This is a genomic window from Micromonospora globispora (assembly GCF_003857015.1).
In the GTDB taxonomy this organism is placed as follows: domain Bacteria; phylum Actinomycetota; class Actinomycetes; order Mycobacteriales; family Micromonosporaceae; genus Micromonospora; species Micromonospora globispora.
On sequence record NZ_QGGF01000491.1, the window covers coordinates 1 to 14,795 of the forward strand.

The 14,795-nt window shown below is 72.1% G+C and carries 17 protein-coding genes; 8 read left to right on the forward strand and 9 right to left on the reverse strand.

Annotated elements, in window-relative coordinates; genetic code table 11:
* Positions 1-300 (reverse strand): biotin--[acetyl-CoA-carboxylase] ligase (locus DKL51_RS26290; RefSeq protein ID WP_369008646.1); only part of this gene is annotated, 300 nt, incomplete at its 3' end.
* Between the two features lie 105 nt (positions 301-405).
* On the opposite strand from DKL51_RS26290, the gene DKL51_RS26295 reads away from it, so the two are divergent.
* Positions 406-1,989 carry an acyl-CoA carboxylase subunit beta gene (locus DKL51_RS26295; protein ID WP_109946768.1) on the forward strand — a complete coding sequence of 528 codons (1,584 nt, stop codon included), beginning with the start codon at positions 406-408 and terminating at the stop codon, positions 1,987-1,989.
* Positions 1,990-2,038: 49 nt separating this feature from the next.
* On the opposite strand, the gene DKL51_RS26300 is transcribed toward DKL51_RS26295, so the two are convergent.
* The 5 genes from DKL51_RS26300 to DKL51_RS26320 all read right to left on the reverse strand — a co-directional run bounded on the left by DKL51_RS26300 (position 2,039) and on the right by DKL51_RS26320 (position 5,943).
* The gene (locus DKL51_RS26300) at positions 2,039-2,992 is read right to left on the reverse strand and encodes a hypothetical protein (protein WP_109946767.1); all 954 of its coding nucleotides are present in this window, start codon (positions 2,990-2,992) and stop codon (positions 2,039-2,041) included.
* Positions 2,992-3,483 carry a SigE family RNA polymerase sigma factor gene (locus tag DKL51_RS26305; RefSeq protein WP_109946766.1) on the reverse strand — a complete coding sequence of 164 codons (492 nt, stop codon included), beginning with the start codon at positions 3,481-3,483 and terminating at the stop codon, positions 2,992-2,994. The genes DKL51_RS26300 and DKL51_RS26305 overlap by 1 nt, the downstream gene beginning before the upstream one ends.
* A 61-nt stretch (positions 3,484-3,544) precedes the next feature.
* The gene (locus DKL51_RS26310; RefSeq protein WP_109946765.1) at positions 3,545-4,528 is read right to left on the reverse strand and encodes a ketopantoate reductase family protein; all 984 of its coding nucleotides are present in this window, start codon (positions 4,526-4,528) and stop codon (positions 3,545-3,547) included.
* Between the two features lie 24 nt (positions 4,529-4,552).
* A complete protein-coding gene (locus DKL51_RS26315; protein ID WP_109946764.1) occupies positions 4,553-5,158 on the reverse strand; it encodes a class I SAM-dependent methyltransferase in 606 nt (201 codons plus the stop codon).
* Positions 5,159-5,199: 41 nt separating this feature from the next.
* Entirely contained in the window at positions 5,200-5,943 is a 744-nt protein-coding gene (locus DKL51_RS26320; RefSeq protein WP_109946763.1) for a M50 family metallopeptidase, read from the reverse strand.
* A gap of 60 nt (positions 5,944-6,003) precedes the next feature.
* Between DKL51_RS26320 and DKL51_RS26325 the strand changes: the two genes are divergently transcribed.
* Complete coding sequence (locus tag DKL51_RS26325; RefSeq protein WP_109946762.1) at positions 6,004-6,573, forward strand: GH25 family lysozyme; 570 nt, start codon at positions 6,004-6,006, stop codon at positions 6,571-6,573.
* An 87-nt stretch (positions 6,574-6,660) separates the two neighbouring features.
* On the opposite strand, the gene DKL51_RS26330 is transcribed toward DKL51_RS26325, so the two are convergent.
* Together DKL51_RS26330 and DKL51_RS26335 are read right to left on the reverse strand one after the other, a co-directional pair.
* The gene (locus tag DKL51_RS26330; RefSeq protein ID WP_109946761.1) at positions 6,661-6,891 is read right to left on the reverse strand and encodes a hypothetical protein; all 231 of its coding nucleotides are present in this window, start codon (positions 6,889-6,891) and stop codon (positions 6,661-6,663) included.
* Between the two features lie 89 nt (positions 6,892-6,980).
* Positions 6,981-8,963, reverse strand: coding sequence for a serine/threonine-protein kinase (locus DKL51_RS26335; protein ID WP_124812619.1), 1,983 nt, complete (start codon positions 8,961-8,963; stop codon positions 6,981-6,983).
* A gap of 91 nt (positions 8,964-9,054) precedes the next feature.
* Here DKL51_RS26335 and DKL51_RS26340 point away from each other — a divergent pair, with 91 nt between their 5' ends.
* The 6 genes from DKL51_RS26340 (at position 9,055) to DKL51_RS26365 (ending at position 13,705) form a co-directional block, all read left to right on the forward strand.
* A complete protein-coding gene (locus tag DKL51_RS26340; protein WP_109946759.1) occupies positions 9,055-9,267 on the forward strand; it encodes an acyl-CoA carboxylase subunit epsilon in 213 nt (70 codons plus the stop codon).
* Positions 9,268-9,383: 116 nt separating this feature from the next.
* Positions 9,384-9,836 carry a hypothetical protein gene (locus DKL51_RS26345; RefSeq protein ID WP_109946758.1) on the forward strand — a complete coding sequence of 151 codons (453 nt, stop codon included), beginning with the start codon at positions 9,384-9,386 and terminating at the stop codon, positions 9,834-9,836.
* Positions 9,833-11,230, forward strand: coding sequence for a hypothetical protein (locus tag DKL51_RS26350; protein WP_109946757.1), 1,398 nt, complete (start codon positions 9,833-9,835; stop codon positions 11,228-11,230). Before DKL51_RS26345 ends, DKL51_RS26350 begins: the two co-directional genes overlap by 4 nt.
* A gap of 53 nt (positions 11,231-11,283) precedes the next feature.
* Positions 11,284-12,375, forward strand: a complete 1,092-nt coding sequence (gene mycP, locus DKL51_RS26355; RefSeq protein ID WP_438819675.1) for a type VII secretion-associated serine protease mycosin — start codon at positions 11,284-11,286, stop codon at positions 12,373-12,375.
* 10 nt (positions 12,376-12,385) lie between these two features.
* Positions 12,386-13,042 carry a Maf family protein gene (locus tag DKL51_RS26360; protein WP_109946774.1) on the forward strand — a complete coding sequence of 219 codons (657 nt, stop codon included), beginning with the start codon at positions 12,386-12,388 and terminating at the stop codon, positions 13,040-13,042.
* A 9-nt stretch (positions 13,043-13,051) separates the two neighbouring features.
* Positions 13,052-13,705: an O-methyltransferase gene (locus tag DKL51_RS26365; RefSeq protein WP_109946756.1), complete on the forward strand. Its 654-nt coding sequence runs from the start codon at positions 13,052-13,054 to the stop codon at positions 13,703-13,705.
* Between the two features lie 57 nt (positions 13,706-13,762).
* Here the strand turns inward: DKL51_RS26365 and DKL51_RS26370 are convergent.
* On the reverse strand, positions 13,763-14,795 hold a 1,033-nt coding region (locus DKL51_RS26370; protein WP_148097848.1), incomplete at its 5' end, for an MFS transporter.

A 14,795-nucleotide genomic window follows, 5' to 3' on the forward strand; every position in this document is an offset into this window, starting at 1 on the left:
GCCGCGCTCCGGGACGGCCTCGCCGGGCCGGAGCAGCACGCTGGTCGCGATGCCGGCGCGGGGCGGCGACTGCCAGATCCGGCCGCGGCGGCCCCGGCCGGCGGTCTGCCGCTCGGCGACCACCACCAGACCCTCCGGCTCACCCGCCTGTGCGGCCTCCACCACGTCGGCGTTGGTGGAGCCGGTCTCCGCGCGCAGCTCCAGCCGGTGCCACGGGCCGTGCGGGGCGACCAGCGCGCGCCGCAGCCGGGCCGCCGACAGCGGCGGGCGGTCCAGATCCGTGTACGGCGAGCCGCGCATCCCGCCAGCCTACGGCGTACGTGGAGGCCGCTTCCGCCGGTCGCCGATGAACACTGAGGCGAACTGCACAGCGGCGGTCACCTGAACCATCGTTATATTCCCTGGGTGACTACCGAGACCGGGATCAACATCCACACGACCGCCGGCAGGCTGGCGGACCTGGAACGTCGGCTCGACGAGGCGGTGCACGCCGGGTCGGCGCGGGCGGTCGAGAAGCAGCACGCGCGGGGCAAGAAGACCGCCCGGGAGCGGATCGAGATGCTGCTCGACGAGGGCTCCTTCGTCGAGATGGACGAGTTCGCCCGGCACCGGTCCACCAACTTCGGGCTGGAGAAGACCCGCCCGTACGGCGACGGCGTGGTGACCGGCTACGGCACGGTGGACGGCCGGCAGGTCTGCGTCTTCGCGCAGGACTTCACGGTCTTCGGCGGCTCCCTCGGCGAGGTCTTCGGCGAGAAGATCGTCAAGGTAATGGACCTGGCCATGAAGATCGGCTGCCCGGTCGTCGGCATCAACGACTCCGGCGGCGCCCGGATCCAGGAGGGGGTCGCCTCGCTCGGCCTCTACGGCGAGATCTTCTTCCGCAACGTGCGGGCCAGCGGCGTCATCCCGCAGATCTCGCTGATCATGGGCCCGTGCGCGGGCGGCGCGGTCTACTCCCCGGCGGTCACCGACTTCACCGTGATGGTCGACCAGACCTCGCACATGTTCATCACCGGCCCCGACGTGATCAAGACGGTCACCGGCGAGGACGTGGCGATGGAGGAGCTCGGCGGCGCCCGTACCCACAACTCGCGCAGCGGCAACGCCCACTACATGGGCAGCGACGAGGAAGACGCGATCGAGTACGTCAAGGCACTGCTGTCGTACCTGCCGTCGAACAACCTGGACGAGCCGCCGGTCTTCGAGGCGCCGGCCGAGCTCAGCATCACCGACGAGGATCGGGAGCTGGACACGCTGATCCCGGACTCCGCCAACCAGCCGTACGACATGCACCAGGTCATCGAACACGTCCTGGACGACGGGGAGTTCCTGGAGGTCCAGCCGCTCTACGCGCAGAACCTGGTGGTCGGCTTCGGCCGGGTCGAGGGGCGGCCGGTCGGCGTGGTGGCGAACCAGCCGATGCACTTCGCCGGCACGCTGGACATCGCCGCGTCGGAGAAGGCGGCCCGGTTCGTGCGCACCTGCGACGCCTTCAACATCCCGGTGCTGACCTTCGTGGACGTTCCCGGCTTCCTGCCCGGCACCGGGCAGGAGTGGGACGGCATCATCCGCCGCGGCGCGAAGCTCATCTACGCGTACGCCGAGGCCACCGTCCCGAAGGTCACGGTCATCACCCGCAAGGCGTACGGCGGCGCGTACGACGTGATGGGTTCCAAGCACCTCGGCGCGGACCTGAACTTCGCCTGGCCGACCGCCCAGATCGCGGTGATGGGCGCGCAGGGCGCGGTGAACATCCTCTACCGGCAGGACCTGGCGAACGCCGAGGACCCGGCCGCGGTCCGGGCCGAGAAGATCGCCGAGTACGAGGACACCCTGGCCAACCCGTACATCGCCGCCGAGCGGGGCTACGTCGACTCGGTGATCCCGCCGCACGAGACGCGTACCCAGGTTGTCCGGGCGCTGCGCGTGCTGCGCACCAAGCGGGAGACCCTGCCCCCGAAGAAGCACGGCAACATCCCGCTGTAGGAGCCCGAGGAGAGGTGCCCGCGCCCGCGATGGACGCGGGCACCTCCGCTCAGCACGGCGGTTTCGCCGCCGCGCACATCCGACGCGCGGCGGTCTTGCCCAGCGCCCGCAGCTCGACGTAGCTCAGGCTGGGGCCGGGTCGGACGCCGTCCACCGTCTCCTCGAGCGTGTCCGGGCCGGTCGCGATCACGGTCACCAGGTCGCCGACCCGCACCACCATGGTGACCTCGATCGGCGGTGTCGGGGCCACCGCCTTCCCGCCGGCGCGGCTGACCGGCGCGAGCGACACGTGCCGCAGCATCACCGACTCGTCACCGGCGAAGCCGGTCATTGGCGTCTCCCACCGGTGGGTGGTCACCGTCGGCACCGTTCGGCCGGCCAGCACCACGGATCCGCTGTGCTGCCACTCGGCGCAGGCGTCGACCAGCAGCGAGACCGCACCGAAGAGCAGCCGGCTCCGGTCCGGATCCAGGCGGTAGACGTCCTGGGTGAGCACCGGGCCCTTTGCCGCGGTCCGGTCGGCCGCCGCCCGTAACAGGGTCTGCGACCGCGAATAGCGGGAGGCGGGTTCGGTCGGCAGCACGCCGCGCTCCCGTCCACAGGACTCCAGGACCGGGTCGACCCGTACCGTCTCGCCCAGGCCGCTCTCGCTGAGCCGGGTACCGGTCTTCAGTGGCACGTCCCGCGCGGTGAGCATGGTCTGCTGCGGGATCTCGGCCGGCGCGGCGGGCACCGTCGGAGCGGGGGTGGCGGTCACCGTCGACGCGGGAGTGGCGGTCGCCGTCGACCCGGGCGTGGCGGCGATCGGCGGTGCCGGGGTGGTCGGCCGCCCGGCCGTCGCGTACGCGGAGCCCGACAGCACGGCGAGCACGGCGGTGGCCGCCAGCACCGCCGTACGCCGGCTGCGGCGGCGCGCCCGGGCCCGGATCTCCTCCGGCTCGGCCCAGCGGACCAAGGCCATGTCCCGGTGCAACCGGTCGACCAAGCTCAGGTCCTCGAACATCAGGCCTCCTCCAGGTCAGAGACGGCGAGCAGCCCGGCGAGCGCGGCCCGGCCGCGGGAGAGCCGGGCCTTGACCGTGCCGACGGGCGCGTCGGTCTCCCGGGCCACCTCGGCGACCGGCATGCCGAGCAGGTAGTACAGGGCGATGGCGACGCGCTGCTCCTCGGGGAGCCGGCGCAGCGCCGCCACCACCTCGACGGTGTCGGTGCTCGGGGCGGGAATGCTCTCCTCGGCCCCGTGCCGCAGGTACGCCCGGGCCCGGCTGCGCAGGCTGCGCCACCGGCTGACCGCGATCCGGCTCGCCACCACCCGCAGCCACGCCTCCGGGTCGTCGTACCTGCTGACCGTCGACCAGCGCTGCCAGGCCCGGATGTACGCCTCCTGGACGGCATCCTGCGCCTCGGCGAGGTTGCCGGTCAGCACGTAGACGAAGCCGAGCAACCGTTGTCGGCTGCCCCGGTAGAACTCGTCGAACCCGTCGACGTCCGGCACCTGCTACCTCCCCGTGGCGGTCGCAAGGGGACACGCCTGGCATCGTGCTCCCGGTTGCCGGTCAGCCGATCATTTTCTCCAGCTCGGCGAGGGGGAAGCCGCCGGCCGGGATCCGCTCCCGGGCCACCCGGCGGACGGCGATCTGGACCGCCGCGTTCGCCGGCGTCGGTACGCCGTGCAGCCGCCCGAGCAGCACGATCTCCCCGTTGAGATGGTCGGCCTCGGCGCTGCCGGTGCCCCGGGCCAGGCTCTGCCAGGTGGAGCCGCCGGCCCGCTCCGCGCCGCCGACCGGCCGATGCCGCACCTTGTCGCCGCGCTCGGCCGCCTCCTCCTCGGGCGTGGTGTGGGCGATCCCGGCGGCGGCGAGCACCGCAACGCCCTCCGCCCGCACCCGCTCGGCGAGCGCATCCGGTATGTCCCGGCCGAGCAGCGCCTCCAGGCCGTTGCCGAGGTTGCTGAGCAGCTTGCCGTACTTCCAGCGCATCACGTCGTCCCGGACCGGAGCGACGAACCCGGCCGCGGTCAGGTCGGCCGCCACCGCCCGGCTGGTGTCGTCCGCACCGGACGGGTAGCGGCCCAGGTGCAGCATGCCCGGGTGCGGGTGGCCGTTGGCGACGACCACGCCGGGTTCCAGGTGGGTGGCGGGCAGCCAGACGCAGACCGGGTGCACCTGGGCGAAAAGCCGCAGCGCGGCCCGCTCGTTGTCCACCCCGTTCTGGGCCAGGAACAGCGGCAGCCGCTCCCCGGCGGTGCCGCCGCCGTCGACCGGCGCGTCCACCCAGGTGGCCAGTGCCGCCTCGGTGTCCTGCGACTTGACCGTGAGCACCAGTGCGGTGTCGGCGGGCAGCGGCCGGTCGTCCGGTCCGCCCGCGGCGGGCAGCCGGGCGGTAACCGTACCGTCCGGGGTGTGCAGGGTCAGCCCGCGCTCGCGGATGGCGTCCAGGTGGGCGCCGCGGGCCACCAGCGTGACGTCGCGGCCGGCCTCCGCCAGCCGTACGCCGATGGTGCCGCCGACCGCGCCCGCCCCGATGATCACGTATCGCATCTGCCCGATTCTGCCCTCGCCGACCTATGCCGCGACGGCGAGGTGGCACAACCACCCCTGGCCGATGGTCGAGACGTCCCGGGCCATCCGCAGCAGAGTGAGTCCCGCCGCGCCCAGCAGTCCCTCGATCTCCTCGGCCCGATACCAGGCGAAGAAGCGGTCGGCCGGCTCCCCGGGCCACCGCTCCCAGGTCTCCCCCTCCCCCTCCTTGACGCTGAGCAGCAGCGGCGCGCCCGGCCGCAGCACGCGCCGGATGCCGGCCAGCGCGGCCGGCGCGGACGCCTTGGGCAGGTGCAGCAGCGAGGCGGAGCACCAGACCCCGCCGAAAGCGCCCGCCTGGAACGGCAGTCGCAGCAGGTCACCCTGGACCAGCGGGGCGGCCACCCGCCGACGGGCGGCCCGCAGCATGGCGGCGGACAGGTCGAGCCCGACCGCACGAGTTCCCCGGCGGGTCCAGAAGGCCAGGTCCCGGCCCGGTCCGCAGCCCAGGTCGAGCACCGGCCCGGCGGTCCGCCGCTGGAACTCGTCGGCCATCGCCAGGTACGTGTCGGGCACCTCGGGGTTGCGGGCGGCGAAGTCCTCGGCGATCCGGTCGTACGCGGCCCGGTTGCGGGTGATCACCTCATCCATGGCCGCGCAGCCTAGCCGCGGGGCCGGCTCGGCGGGGCCCGTCAGAGGGTGAGGCCCGCGTCGGTGAGGATCGGGCCGGCGAGCAGCAGCGCGCCGCCGACCAGCACGGCCAGGTTGACCAGGGCGAAGACCGTCACCCAGAACAGGGCCGGGAACGGCGTCAGCCGGGCGAGCTGGTCCGCGTCGGACTCCGGCATCCGGCCCCGGCTGCGCAGCCGCTGCAGCTCCACCACCGGCCGTACGCCGCCGAGGAGCAGGAACCAGACGGAGGTCCAGGCGAAGGCGGCCTGCACCTCCGGCGAGGCGTACCAGGACACGGCGAGCACCACACCGCCGGTGACCAGCAGCGAGAGCACGCCGAAGACGTTGCGGATCATCACCAGCATGGCCAGCAGCAGCGCCACGGCCACCCAGAGCAGCAGGGTGATCCGGTTGCCGCCGAGCAGCCAGGCGCCGGCCAGGCCGACCAGCGAGGGGGCGATGTACCCGGCGAGCAGGGTGAGGATCATCCCGGGCCCGCTGGGGCGTCCCGCCGAGAGGGTCAGGCCGGAGGTGTCGGAGTGCAGCCGGATGCCGCGCAGCTTCCGGCCGGTCAGCAGCGCCATCAGGGCGTGCCCGCCTTCGTGCGCGATGGTGACGGCGTTGCGGGTGATCCGCCAGGTCAGCCGGGTGGAGACGACCACCAGCGCGACGACGGCGGTGAGCAGGACCAGCAGCGGCGGCGGGTCGGGCTGCGCGCTGAAGAGCTTGTCCCAGAGGGTGGTGAGGCCGTCGATCAGGGGCATGGGGCGCGAGCCTACCGGTCGGCGCTGATCGGGTCAGCACCCCGCTGGCGCGTCACCTCGATGATGACAGTCACCACCGAGGGTACGAGCTACAAGGACTCGAACTTCAACAGCAACTACACCAACGCCTACTATGCAGGGGTGATCCGGGGGGCGTACCACTTCGCCCGGCCGAACATCTCCGGCGACGCGGCCCAGGCCGACTACCTGGCCAGCAACGGCGGCGCCTGGTCGGCGGACAACCGCACCCTGCCCGCCGCGCTCGACCTGGAAGCCAACCCGTACAGCGGCGGCTACTGCTACGGCAAGACCACCTCGGGCATGCGCACCTGGATCAGCGACTTCCTCAACCGCTACAAGTACCGCACCACCCGGTACGCGGTCATCTACAACACCACCAGCTGGTGGAACCAGTGCACCGGCAGCTGGACGGGGCCGTGGACCAACCACCCGCTCTGGATCGCGCGCTGGTCCACCTCGCCCGGCACCCTGCCGGCCGGCGCCTCGGTCTGGAGCTTCTGGCAGTACACCAGCAGCGGCACGGTCTCGGGAATCAGCGGCAGCGTCGACCGTGACTACTGGAACGGCGACCGGAGTCGGCTGCTCGCGCTGGCCAACAACACCGCCTGATCCGCCCGCAGACAGGTCGGCGGCAGCGGGATCGGCTATCACCTCAGGTCGATAGCTGGTCCGGCTGCCGCCACCGTCGTGTCTGCGTCAGGCCCGCCGTCGCGCGGCGACCGGCACGGGCATCCTGCCCTCCCCGGCCAGGGCGGTCCGCCGGCTCAGCCGCCAGGCTGCCACCCCCGCGACGGTGACGGCCACGACACCGATCAGCGCGACCAGCGCGGGAACGCCGGCGCTCACCAGCAGCAGGACGACGTCCCCGAGCGCGACCAGCATCCACAGTGCCAGCCGGGGCCGGCCGTCCTTGCGTCGGTAACCCATGTCGTACCTCCTTCCGTCGTCGAGGAAGCAAGTACCCCGTACGACGAAAGGACATGCCGATCACTTTCGGACCGGCGGGAAGCCCCGAGTCAGTTGACCCGGTCGGGCTTGAAGCCCTTGGTGATCACGGCCCAGTTGGGGAGGTTGGCCTCCCAGTCGCCGGCAGGCACCTCCCACCGGAGGGCGTAGCCCCGGTTGCTGGCGGTGGCCATGCCGCGGTTGCGAACGTGGATCCGGGCTCCGTCCCGCGTCTCCAGCCAGTCCCAGTCCGCACAGGTCCGGTAGGCGTCGCAGCGGGTGATGCTCAGGTACTCGTAGTTGTTGACGTAGTTGTGCCGGTAGGGCTCTTTGCTCTTCCAGTCGGCGAACGCGTCCTGCTCCGGCGTGTCGGTCCACTGGACGTACAGCTCGCGGAGGCCGCCGGGCTCGCGGAACGTGACCGAGTTGTTGCCGGTGCTGCTCCGCCAGCCGTCCGGCAGCGGGACCTCGAAGCCGTTCGGACCCCGGTAGTAGCGCCAACCAGCGGGCAGCGCGCCGGCGGTGGCGGCGGGTGTCGCCGAGCGGGTCGGACGCGGGGCGGCGCTGCTGGGCGCCGGTGCGGCCGGCTCCGAGTTCGACGGCTCCGCCGACGGCTCGGCCGAGGCGGCGGCGGTGGTGGTGGTGGTGGTGCCGGCCTGCTGGCCTCCGCCGTCGTCCTTGGGTTCGTCACCGCCGTTGAGCAGCGGGACGGCCACCGCGAGCCCGAGCAGCAGGAGCGCGACCAGCGCGCCGATCAGCAGATTGCGCCGCTTGTGATCCGGCTTCGTGCCGGGAACGACCGTGGCCCGGCCGGTCGACGGCGCCGGACTGACCGGCGCCGGCATGACCGAGGTCGGGTTCGGTGGCTTGCGCGGCGGCGGCGCGTCGGCCGGGGCGTCGTCGACGGCCGGGGCGTCGACCCGGGTCTCGTCGAAAGCGGGCTCCGGCGGCGCGACCTTCGCGGTCGGACCGTCATCCGCAGTGGATGCTGGGGGCGCGACCTTGGCGGTGGGTGCATCCGACTCCGCGGGCCCGTTGCCCGCGGCGGCCGCACCGGCAACAGCACCCGCGGCGGCGGCGGCGCCCGCACCGACGTCAGGCTTGCGCGCGGCGACCTGCCCGTCCGACGGCTCCTCGGCGGGGCGGGGCGCGGGCACCAGCGGCGGTCGCGGTACGCGGGGACCGTTCGGTCCGGGACGGCGCACACCGTCCAGCAGCGAGATCCCCTTGGCCCGCTTGCCCCCGGCGCGGCGCAGCAGCCGCTCGGCCACCTCTGCGGTGATCCGCTCGGCCGGGTCCTTGCGCAGCAGCCCCTGGAGCACCGGCTTGAGCGGCCCGGCGTTCTTCGGCGTCGGCAGCGGCTCGGTGGCCAGCGCGGCCAGGGTGGCCATCGCCGACGGCCGGGCGTACGGTGACTTGCCCTCGACGGCCGCGTAGAGCGTCGCGCCCAGCGACCAGAGGTCGGCCTCCGGCCCGGCCGTGCCGTCACGCGCCCGCTCGGGCGCGATGTACGCGGGCGAGCCGAGCACCATGCCGGTACGGGTGACGTTCGGGTCGCCGGGGATGGTGGCCAGACCGAAGTCGGTGAGGACGACGCGGCCGTCGTCGCCGAGCAGCACGTTGCCCGGCTTGATGTCCCGGTGCATCACGCCGGCCTTGTGCGCCGCCTTCAGCGCGGCCAGCACGCCGAGGCCGATCTCGACCGCCTTGGCCGGCGACACCGGACCGTCCTCGGTGATGGTGTCCTGCAGCGACTTGGACGGCACGTACTCCATGACGATCCACGGATCGCCATCGGTACGCAGCACGTCGAAGATGCGGACCACGTTGATGTGGTTCAGCCGGGCGATGGCCCGCGCCTCCCGCAGCGAGCGTTCCCGCATCTCGCGGCGCTCTTCGGGGGTGAGGCTGGGCGGCGGGACGAGTTCCTTGATGGCAACGTCCCGGTGCAGGACCTCGTCGCGCGCCTTCCACACCCGACCCATGCCGCCCTGGCCGAGCGGCGAGATGAGCCGGTACCGGTCGGCGACGAGTTGGGGAAGCGTGTTCGACATCGGTGAGACCGTACCCGGCAGTCTTGATCGTCACACCGTCGGCACGCCACTGTGCGGCGAAGGTCAACTTCCGGACGCGTAACCTGACGTCATGTCTGCCGAAGAGCCGCTGTTCCGGGTCGTCCGAGGCGTGCCGACCGCCGAGGAGCTGGCCGCGCTGGTCGGTGCGATCGTCGTCCGGACCCGCCCGACCGCCGCCCCCGCACCGGTAGCCGTCTCCCAGTGGGCCCGCAGCGCCCGTCCGGCAAGCGCGGGGCTCGCCGCACGGCCGGGCGCGTGGCGCGCCTCCGGCCTTCCCCGCTGACCGTTCCGCCGGTACGGCGGGCCTGAGCTGGGGCTTGATCCTCGGGGCTGCCCAGATCGCCGCGCAGCCATTAACCTCACTCAGGGAAACGGTCCGGTGACAGGCAGGGAGGGTCGATGATCCCCGAGGAGAACCGGCCAGCGGGTTGGCTGCGTGGCTACGGCGGCATCGAGGCCGACATCCGACAGATGCGCGAGTTCGCCGACCGGCTCCAAGCCGAGGTCGAGCGGAACTACGCCCCCCACCTGTCGTATATCGCCGACGACATGAAAGCGCCGATCCCCCACCCCGCCGACGCCTTCGTCGAGCTGGTGCAATTCCTCGAAGCGCACCGGGAAACCCAGCAGGCCACCGCCGAAGTGGTCTGGGGCGTCGCCGGCGCCACCGGCCACCTGGCCGGCGCCGCGGGCCAGGTCGCCGACCGGTACGCCGGCTCCGACGCGTTCTCCTCCGCCCGGGTCACCGACGTCGAGCGGGCCCTGGCAGGTCCTTCCCCGTCGACCTCGCGCCCCCTGCCCGTGCTCCCCGAACCCACCGGGCCGGAGAACGGGCAGGTGGTGCTGCCGTGATCGAACGGGGCAGCGGCCGCACCTCCGGCCTCACCGACTGGCGCCTGATGGACGCGCTCAGCATGTGGGCCTGCCTTCAGGATCAGGACACCACGGGCCACTGGAAGCAGGTCGCCGGCTGGCGCAAGGTCTGCGACCTCGCCCTGGCCCACCTGAGCCGACTTCAGGAGTACCGGCGCGGCCTCGCCGAAGCGTGGCCACCGGAGTCCAACGCCGCCGCCCGCGCCTATATCGGCGAGCTGGACCAGCTCATCGAGAAGGTGCAACACACCCACGACGCGGCCGCCGCGAACTACGACGCGCTCGCCGCCGCGACCCGCGCCCTCAGCAGCACCCGCGCCGACCTCAAGCCGATCTACGAGGAGTACGCGGTCAAGCTTCAACAGAAGCGGGCGTACGAGGCGGTGGTGGCCGATCCGAAGGCGGCGGCCGGGAGCCGACTGCCGGAGCAGCCACCGGTGACGGATGCCGACCTGGAACAGCTAAACGTCCAGGCCCGGAGCCTGATGACGGGCCTGAGCGGCGAACTCCAACAAGCCCAAGTAATGCTGCAGAAGCCGCCAGCAATGCGACCTCCAGTTCACTCGGGTGATCCGGACGTCTACGGCGGAAGCAGTGCCACGGCTCCAGTCATCCCTCCCATAGTGCCGGTTCCGGTGGCCACTTTCGCCAGTGCGGGGTCGGTGAGCCGGTCTGCGACGACGGCGCCGCCGGTACCCACACCAGCAGCCCAAGGGACCGGTTCAGTGCTCGGCGGGGCTGTCATCGGGCTGGCACAGGCGCCAGTCAACCCCATCGTTCACGGCCCCAATCCAACTGTGCCACCGACGCCGCCGCCCGGAATGGGCCTCACGCCGACACTGCCAGGCGTTTCTGGTTCACCGATCCTGCGCGGCACGCCCAGCAAGCTAGGGAAACAACCTGGACCGGTAGGGCGCTTGGTCGGCGATGGCTTGAACCGGTCACCCCACCCCGCCCCACCTAGACCGATGCCGCCCGGTGGCCTGATCGGCGGCACCCCGGGGATGGGGCTCGGTCAACCGCGCGAGGCCACGCCGCGTCGGGTCAACCCCATTAGCGGATTGATCGGAGGTGGCGGAGCGGGCACCGCGCCAACGGGTGGGGCCGGCTCCCGTCCGAGCGCGAGGCGGGCTTCGCAATTCAACGGGATGCACGGCGTGCCGCCTATCGGCGGCGCACCCGGCTCCAGCATCACCTCAGGTGCCAGCAGTCCATCACCAGGGGCACACCGCCAGGAGCACAGCGATTCCGAATCACGCTGTTGGAACCCAGAGGAGCCTTGGGAGATAGACGAGGGGGTGAATCCGGTAATGCGCCCGCCCGAAGCCGACGGGCCCATCGATCCCGGCCCTGCCATCGGCTTCGACCGGTGAAGTTGTCCGGCAACCGGGCAGCCTTGGCCGTTCTGCTCCTACCAGCGACAGCCCTGCTTCCAATCACACCTGCCCCAGCCAATTTGCAGCCGTCTGGGCCAGATCGAATCCGAGCAGATCAATGGCACCTTCGTTATCTAAAGGTCGACGAGGCGAATCGACTCAGCGAAGGCGAGGGAGTCACGGTCGCAGTACCAGACACTGGTGTAGATCGGCACCCTGACCTCGAAGGCAACCTGCTTCCCGGTACCGACATCATTCCCGGTGGCAGCGGCGACGGCCGCCAGGACCGGGACAGCCATGGCACCGCCATGGCTGGGCTGATCGCCGCTCATGGCCGAGGCGGCGGCAGAGGGGCTCTCGGCATTGCCCCGAAGGCAAAAATCCTTCCGATCTTCGACTCCCCTCCACACGGTGATGGTGATCCCGATGCCCTGGCGGAAGCCGTCGAATACGCCATAGCGCAGGGCGCCGATGTGATTAGCATTTCGTCTGTTGGTGGACGCAGTTCGCGACTCACCGCGGCCATAGACAGCGCCCTCAGCGCGAACATTATCGTTGTCGCCGGGGCTGGCAACCGCCCGCGCGACCAGATAGTCGGCTATCCCGCAAGCCATCCGGGCGTCATAGGCGTTGGCGGGGTCGATGAGACGGGCGAACATGCCTCTATATCGGTCGCGGGCCCCGAGGTCGATGTTGTTGCCCCAGCGGTGAATATTTTCAGCACCAGCTTTGACGGCAAATACTCGAAGGCAACCGGTACGTCTGACGCCACTGCGATCGTGGCCGGAGCTGCCGCGCTGATCCGGTCCAAGTACCCGGAGCTTCCCGCCCAGGAGGTCGCGCACCGGCTCACCGCCACCGCGATCGACAAGGGCCCACCAGGCCGGGACGACGAGTACGGCTACGGCGTCATCGACCTGGTCGCAGCGCTGACCGCTGACGTACCCCCACTGGGTTTTGAATCGGCGACGGCGAGCGCCGCAACGACGGCCGCGGCAGAGCCGGCGGACGGCGGCGGGGATGACGGCGCGACCGCGCGCGGGCTGGCCACCCTCGGCGTGCTGGTCGCGGCCGGTGGCGGGTACCTGCTCGTCCGGCGACGTCGACGTGCCGACGACCCGCCGCCCCGGGTCAGCCGGTAGCGTCGATCAGGTGTTGAACTCCGTGCCGCTGCGCCTCGTGCTCGCCTCCCAGAGTCCCGCCCGTCGCAAGCTGCTCCAGGCCGCCGGGATCGAACCTGACGTGCTGGTGAGCGGGGTGGACGAGTCGCAGGTGGTGAGTGACCGGGCCGAGGAGCTCTGCCTGGAGTTGGCCCGGCTCAAGGCGCAGGCGGTGCTGAGCCGGCTGCGGGCGACTCCGGACGAGCGGACGCTGGTGCTGGGCTGCGACTCGGTGCTGGCGTTCGACGGCGAGATCCTGGGCAAGCCGGCCGACGCGGCCGACGCCACCCGGCGTTGGGAGCGGATGCGCGGGCGGAGCGGGGTGCTGCACACCGGGCACTGCCTGATCGACGTGACGCACGAGGCGCGGGCGGAGGCGGTGGCGTCGACGACCGTGCATTTCGCGGACATCAGTGACGAGGAGATCGCGGCGTACGTGGCGACGGGCGAGCCGCTGGCGGTGGCCGGAGCGTTCACCATCGACGGGTTGGGCGGCCCGTTCCTGACGGGGATCGAGGGGGATCCGGGCACGGTGGTCGGGCTCAGCCTGCCGCTGCTACGCAACCTCCTCGGCGAGTTGGACCTGAGCATCGCCGATCTGTGGACGAAGGTCGCGCCAGGGGGCCAGGAGATCGAGCATCTCGACTAACGTCAGGTCATGACCACCAAGCCGCTGCCGCTCACCCCGGAACTGCACGCGTACCTCGTGGCGCACGGGTCCGCGCCGGACGAGATCGTCCGTGAGCTGACCGAGGAAACCCGGGCTGCGCTGCCCGACCAGGCGAGCATGCAGGTGGCCCCGGAGCAGGCCAGCCTGCTGACCTTCCTGGCCCGGCTGCTCGGCGCGCGGCAGGCGGTGGAGGTGGGCACGTTCACCGGGCTCTCGTCGCTGGCGATCGCCCGGGGCATGGCCGACGGCGGCCGGCTGACCTGCTTCGACATCTCAGAGGAGTACACGAGCATCGCCCGCCGCTACTGGATCCGCGCCGGCGTCGAGGACCGGATCGAGCTGCGCCTCGGCCCGGCCAGCGAGACGCTGCGCGAGCTGCCCCGAGAGCGGTACCTGGACTTCGCGTTCATCGACGCGGACAAGGTCGGCTACCCGGTCTACTGGGACGAGCTGGTTCCCCGGATGCGGCCGGGCGGGGTCATCGCGGTGGACAACACGCTGCGCGGCGGCCGGGTGCTCGCTCCGCAGAACGCCGACGATCGGGCGATCGCCGCGTTCAACGACGAAATCCTGGCCGACGTCCGGGTCGACCTGGTCATGCTCCCCGTCGCCGACGGCCTCACCCTGGCCCGCGTGCACTGAGGCACGCCAACTCCCTGGCACCGCCATGTCGCCGACCTGGAATCGATCAAGTCCGGGTCAGACGCCGGCTGTGACCGGCGCCCGGTCCTCGGTCGGGCGTGGGGTCCGCAGGGCGCGGCCGAGACGACCGGCGAGCAGCATGGCGGCCGCGATGAATCCGGGCAGCAGCAGAAAGGCCAGGTGCGGACCGGCGTCGTCGGCCACCCACCCCAGCGCGACCGGCGCGATCCCGAAGCCCACCCCCATCGAGTACGACGACCAGCCGGCCGCCTTGTCCGCGGCCGGTCCGGCGACGGCCAGGGCGATGGAGATCGCCAGCGGGTAGTGCAGCGCGTTGCCCAGGCCGAGCACGACCAGCCCGGTGACGGCGAGCCATCCGACCTGGGCGGACCAGAACAGGCCGAATCCGACCAGCGACACGGTCAGCGCGGCCAGCAGCAGCGGCACCGGCGGCCAGCGCAGCGCGAACCGGCCGCCGACCAGCCGCCCGACGAACATGCCGCAGACGATCGCGGCGACCGCCGCCGAGGCGGCACCGGCGTTGAGCCCGGCGTGCGTCCGCAGCACGTCGGCGGTCCAGAGCGACAGGCACACTTCGATGGAGCCGGTGACCGCCATCAGCACCCAGGCGATCCAGTACGCCGGGGGCAGCCGGTCCGCCGCGCGGGTTCCAACCCTGCCGCCGGTAGTTCCGCCGGTCAGGGCCTGCCCGTCTCGGGTGGCCGGGCTGGAAGGTGGCGCGTCCGCCCGTTCCGCGATCGCCGCGGCGGTCACCCCGACGGGGTCGGCGGCAGCCGCGGCAGCGGGGGCGGCGTTCGGCAGGCGTACGCGGAAGGTCAGCGCGGCGAGGGCGACCAGCGCGATCAGCCCGACCTCGACGGCCATCACCGGCCGCCAGCCGAGGCCGGCGTCCACGGTCGCGCCGATGACCAGCGGGGCGAGGATGCCCATGCCGGCGCAGGCGGCGTTGGCCTCGGTGAGCGCGGCGGGCGCGGCGGGGCCGTGCTGGGCGGTGAGCACGACGCTGACTCCGCTGATCACCATCATGCCGAAGGTGGCGATCACCGCGACCGCGACGAGTGTCGCCGGC

Coding starts and splice junctions, on each gene's coding strand:
- DKL51_RS26300 (WP_109946767.1), bottom strand. CDS start 2,992: ATGTTCGAGGACCTGAGCTTGGTCGACCGGTTGCACCGGGACATGGCC.
- DKL51_RS26310 (WP_109946765.1), bottom strand. CDS start 4,528: ATGCGATACGTGATCATCGGGGCGGGCGCGGTCGGCGGCACCATCGGC.
- DKL51_RS26315 (WP_109946764.1), bottom strand. CDS start 5,158: ATGGATGAGGTGATCACCCGCAACCGGGCCGCGTACGACCGGATCGCC.
- DKL51_RS26320 (WP_109946763.1), bottom strand. CDS start 5,943: ATGCCCCTGATCGACGGCCTCACCACCCTCTGGGACAAGCTCTTCAGC.
- DKL51_RS26325 (WP_109946762.1), top strand. CDS start 6,004: ATGATGACAGTCACCACCGAGGGTACGAGCTACAAGGACTCGAACTTC.
- DKL51_RS26330 (WP_109946761.1), bottom strand. CDS start 6,891: ATGGGTTACCGACGCAAGGACGGCCGGCCCCGGCTGGCACTGTGGATG.
- DKL51_RS26335 (WP_124812619.1), bottom strand. CDS start 8,963: ATGTCGAACACGCTTCCCCAACTCGTCGCCGACCGGTACCGGCTCATC.
- DKL51_RS26340 (WP_109946759.1), top strand. CDS start 9,055: ATGTCTGCCGAAGAGCCGCTGTTCCGGGTCGTCCGAGGCGTGCCGACC.
- DKL51_RS26345 (WP_109946758.1), top strand. CDS start 9,384: ATGATCCCCGAGGAGAACCGGCCAGCGGGTTGGCTGCGTGGCTACGGC.
- DKL51_RS26365 (WP_109946756.1), top strand. CDS start 13,052: ATGACCACCAAGCCGCTGCCGCTCACCCCGGAACTGCACGCGTACCTC.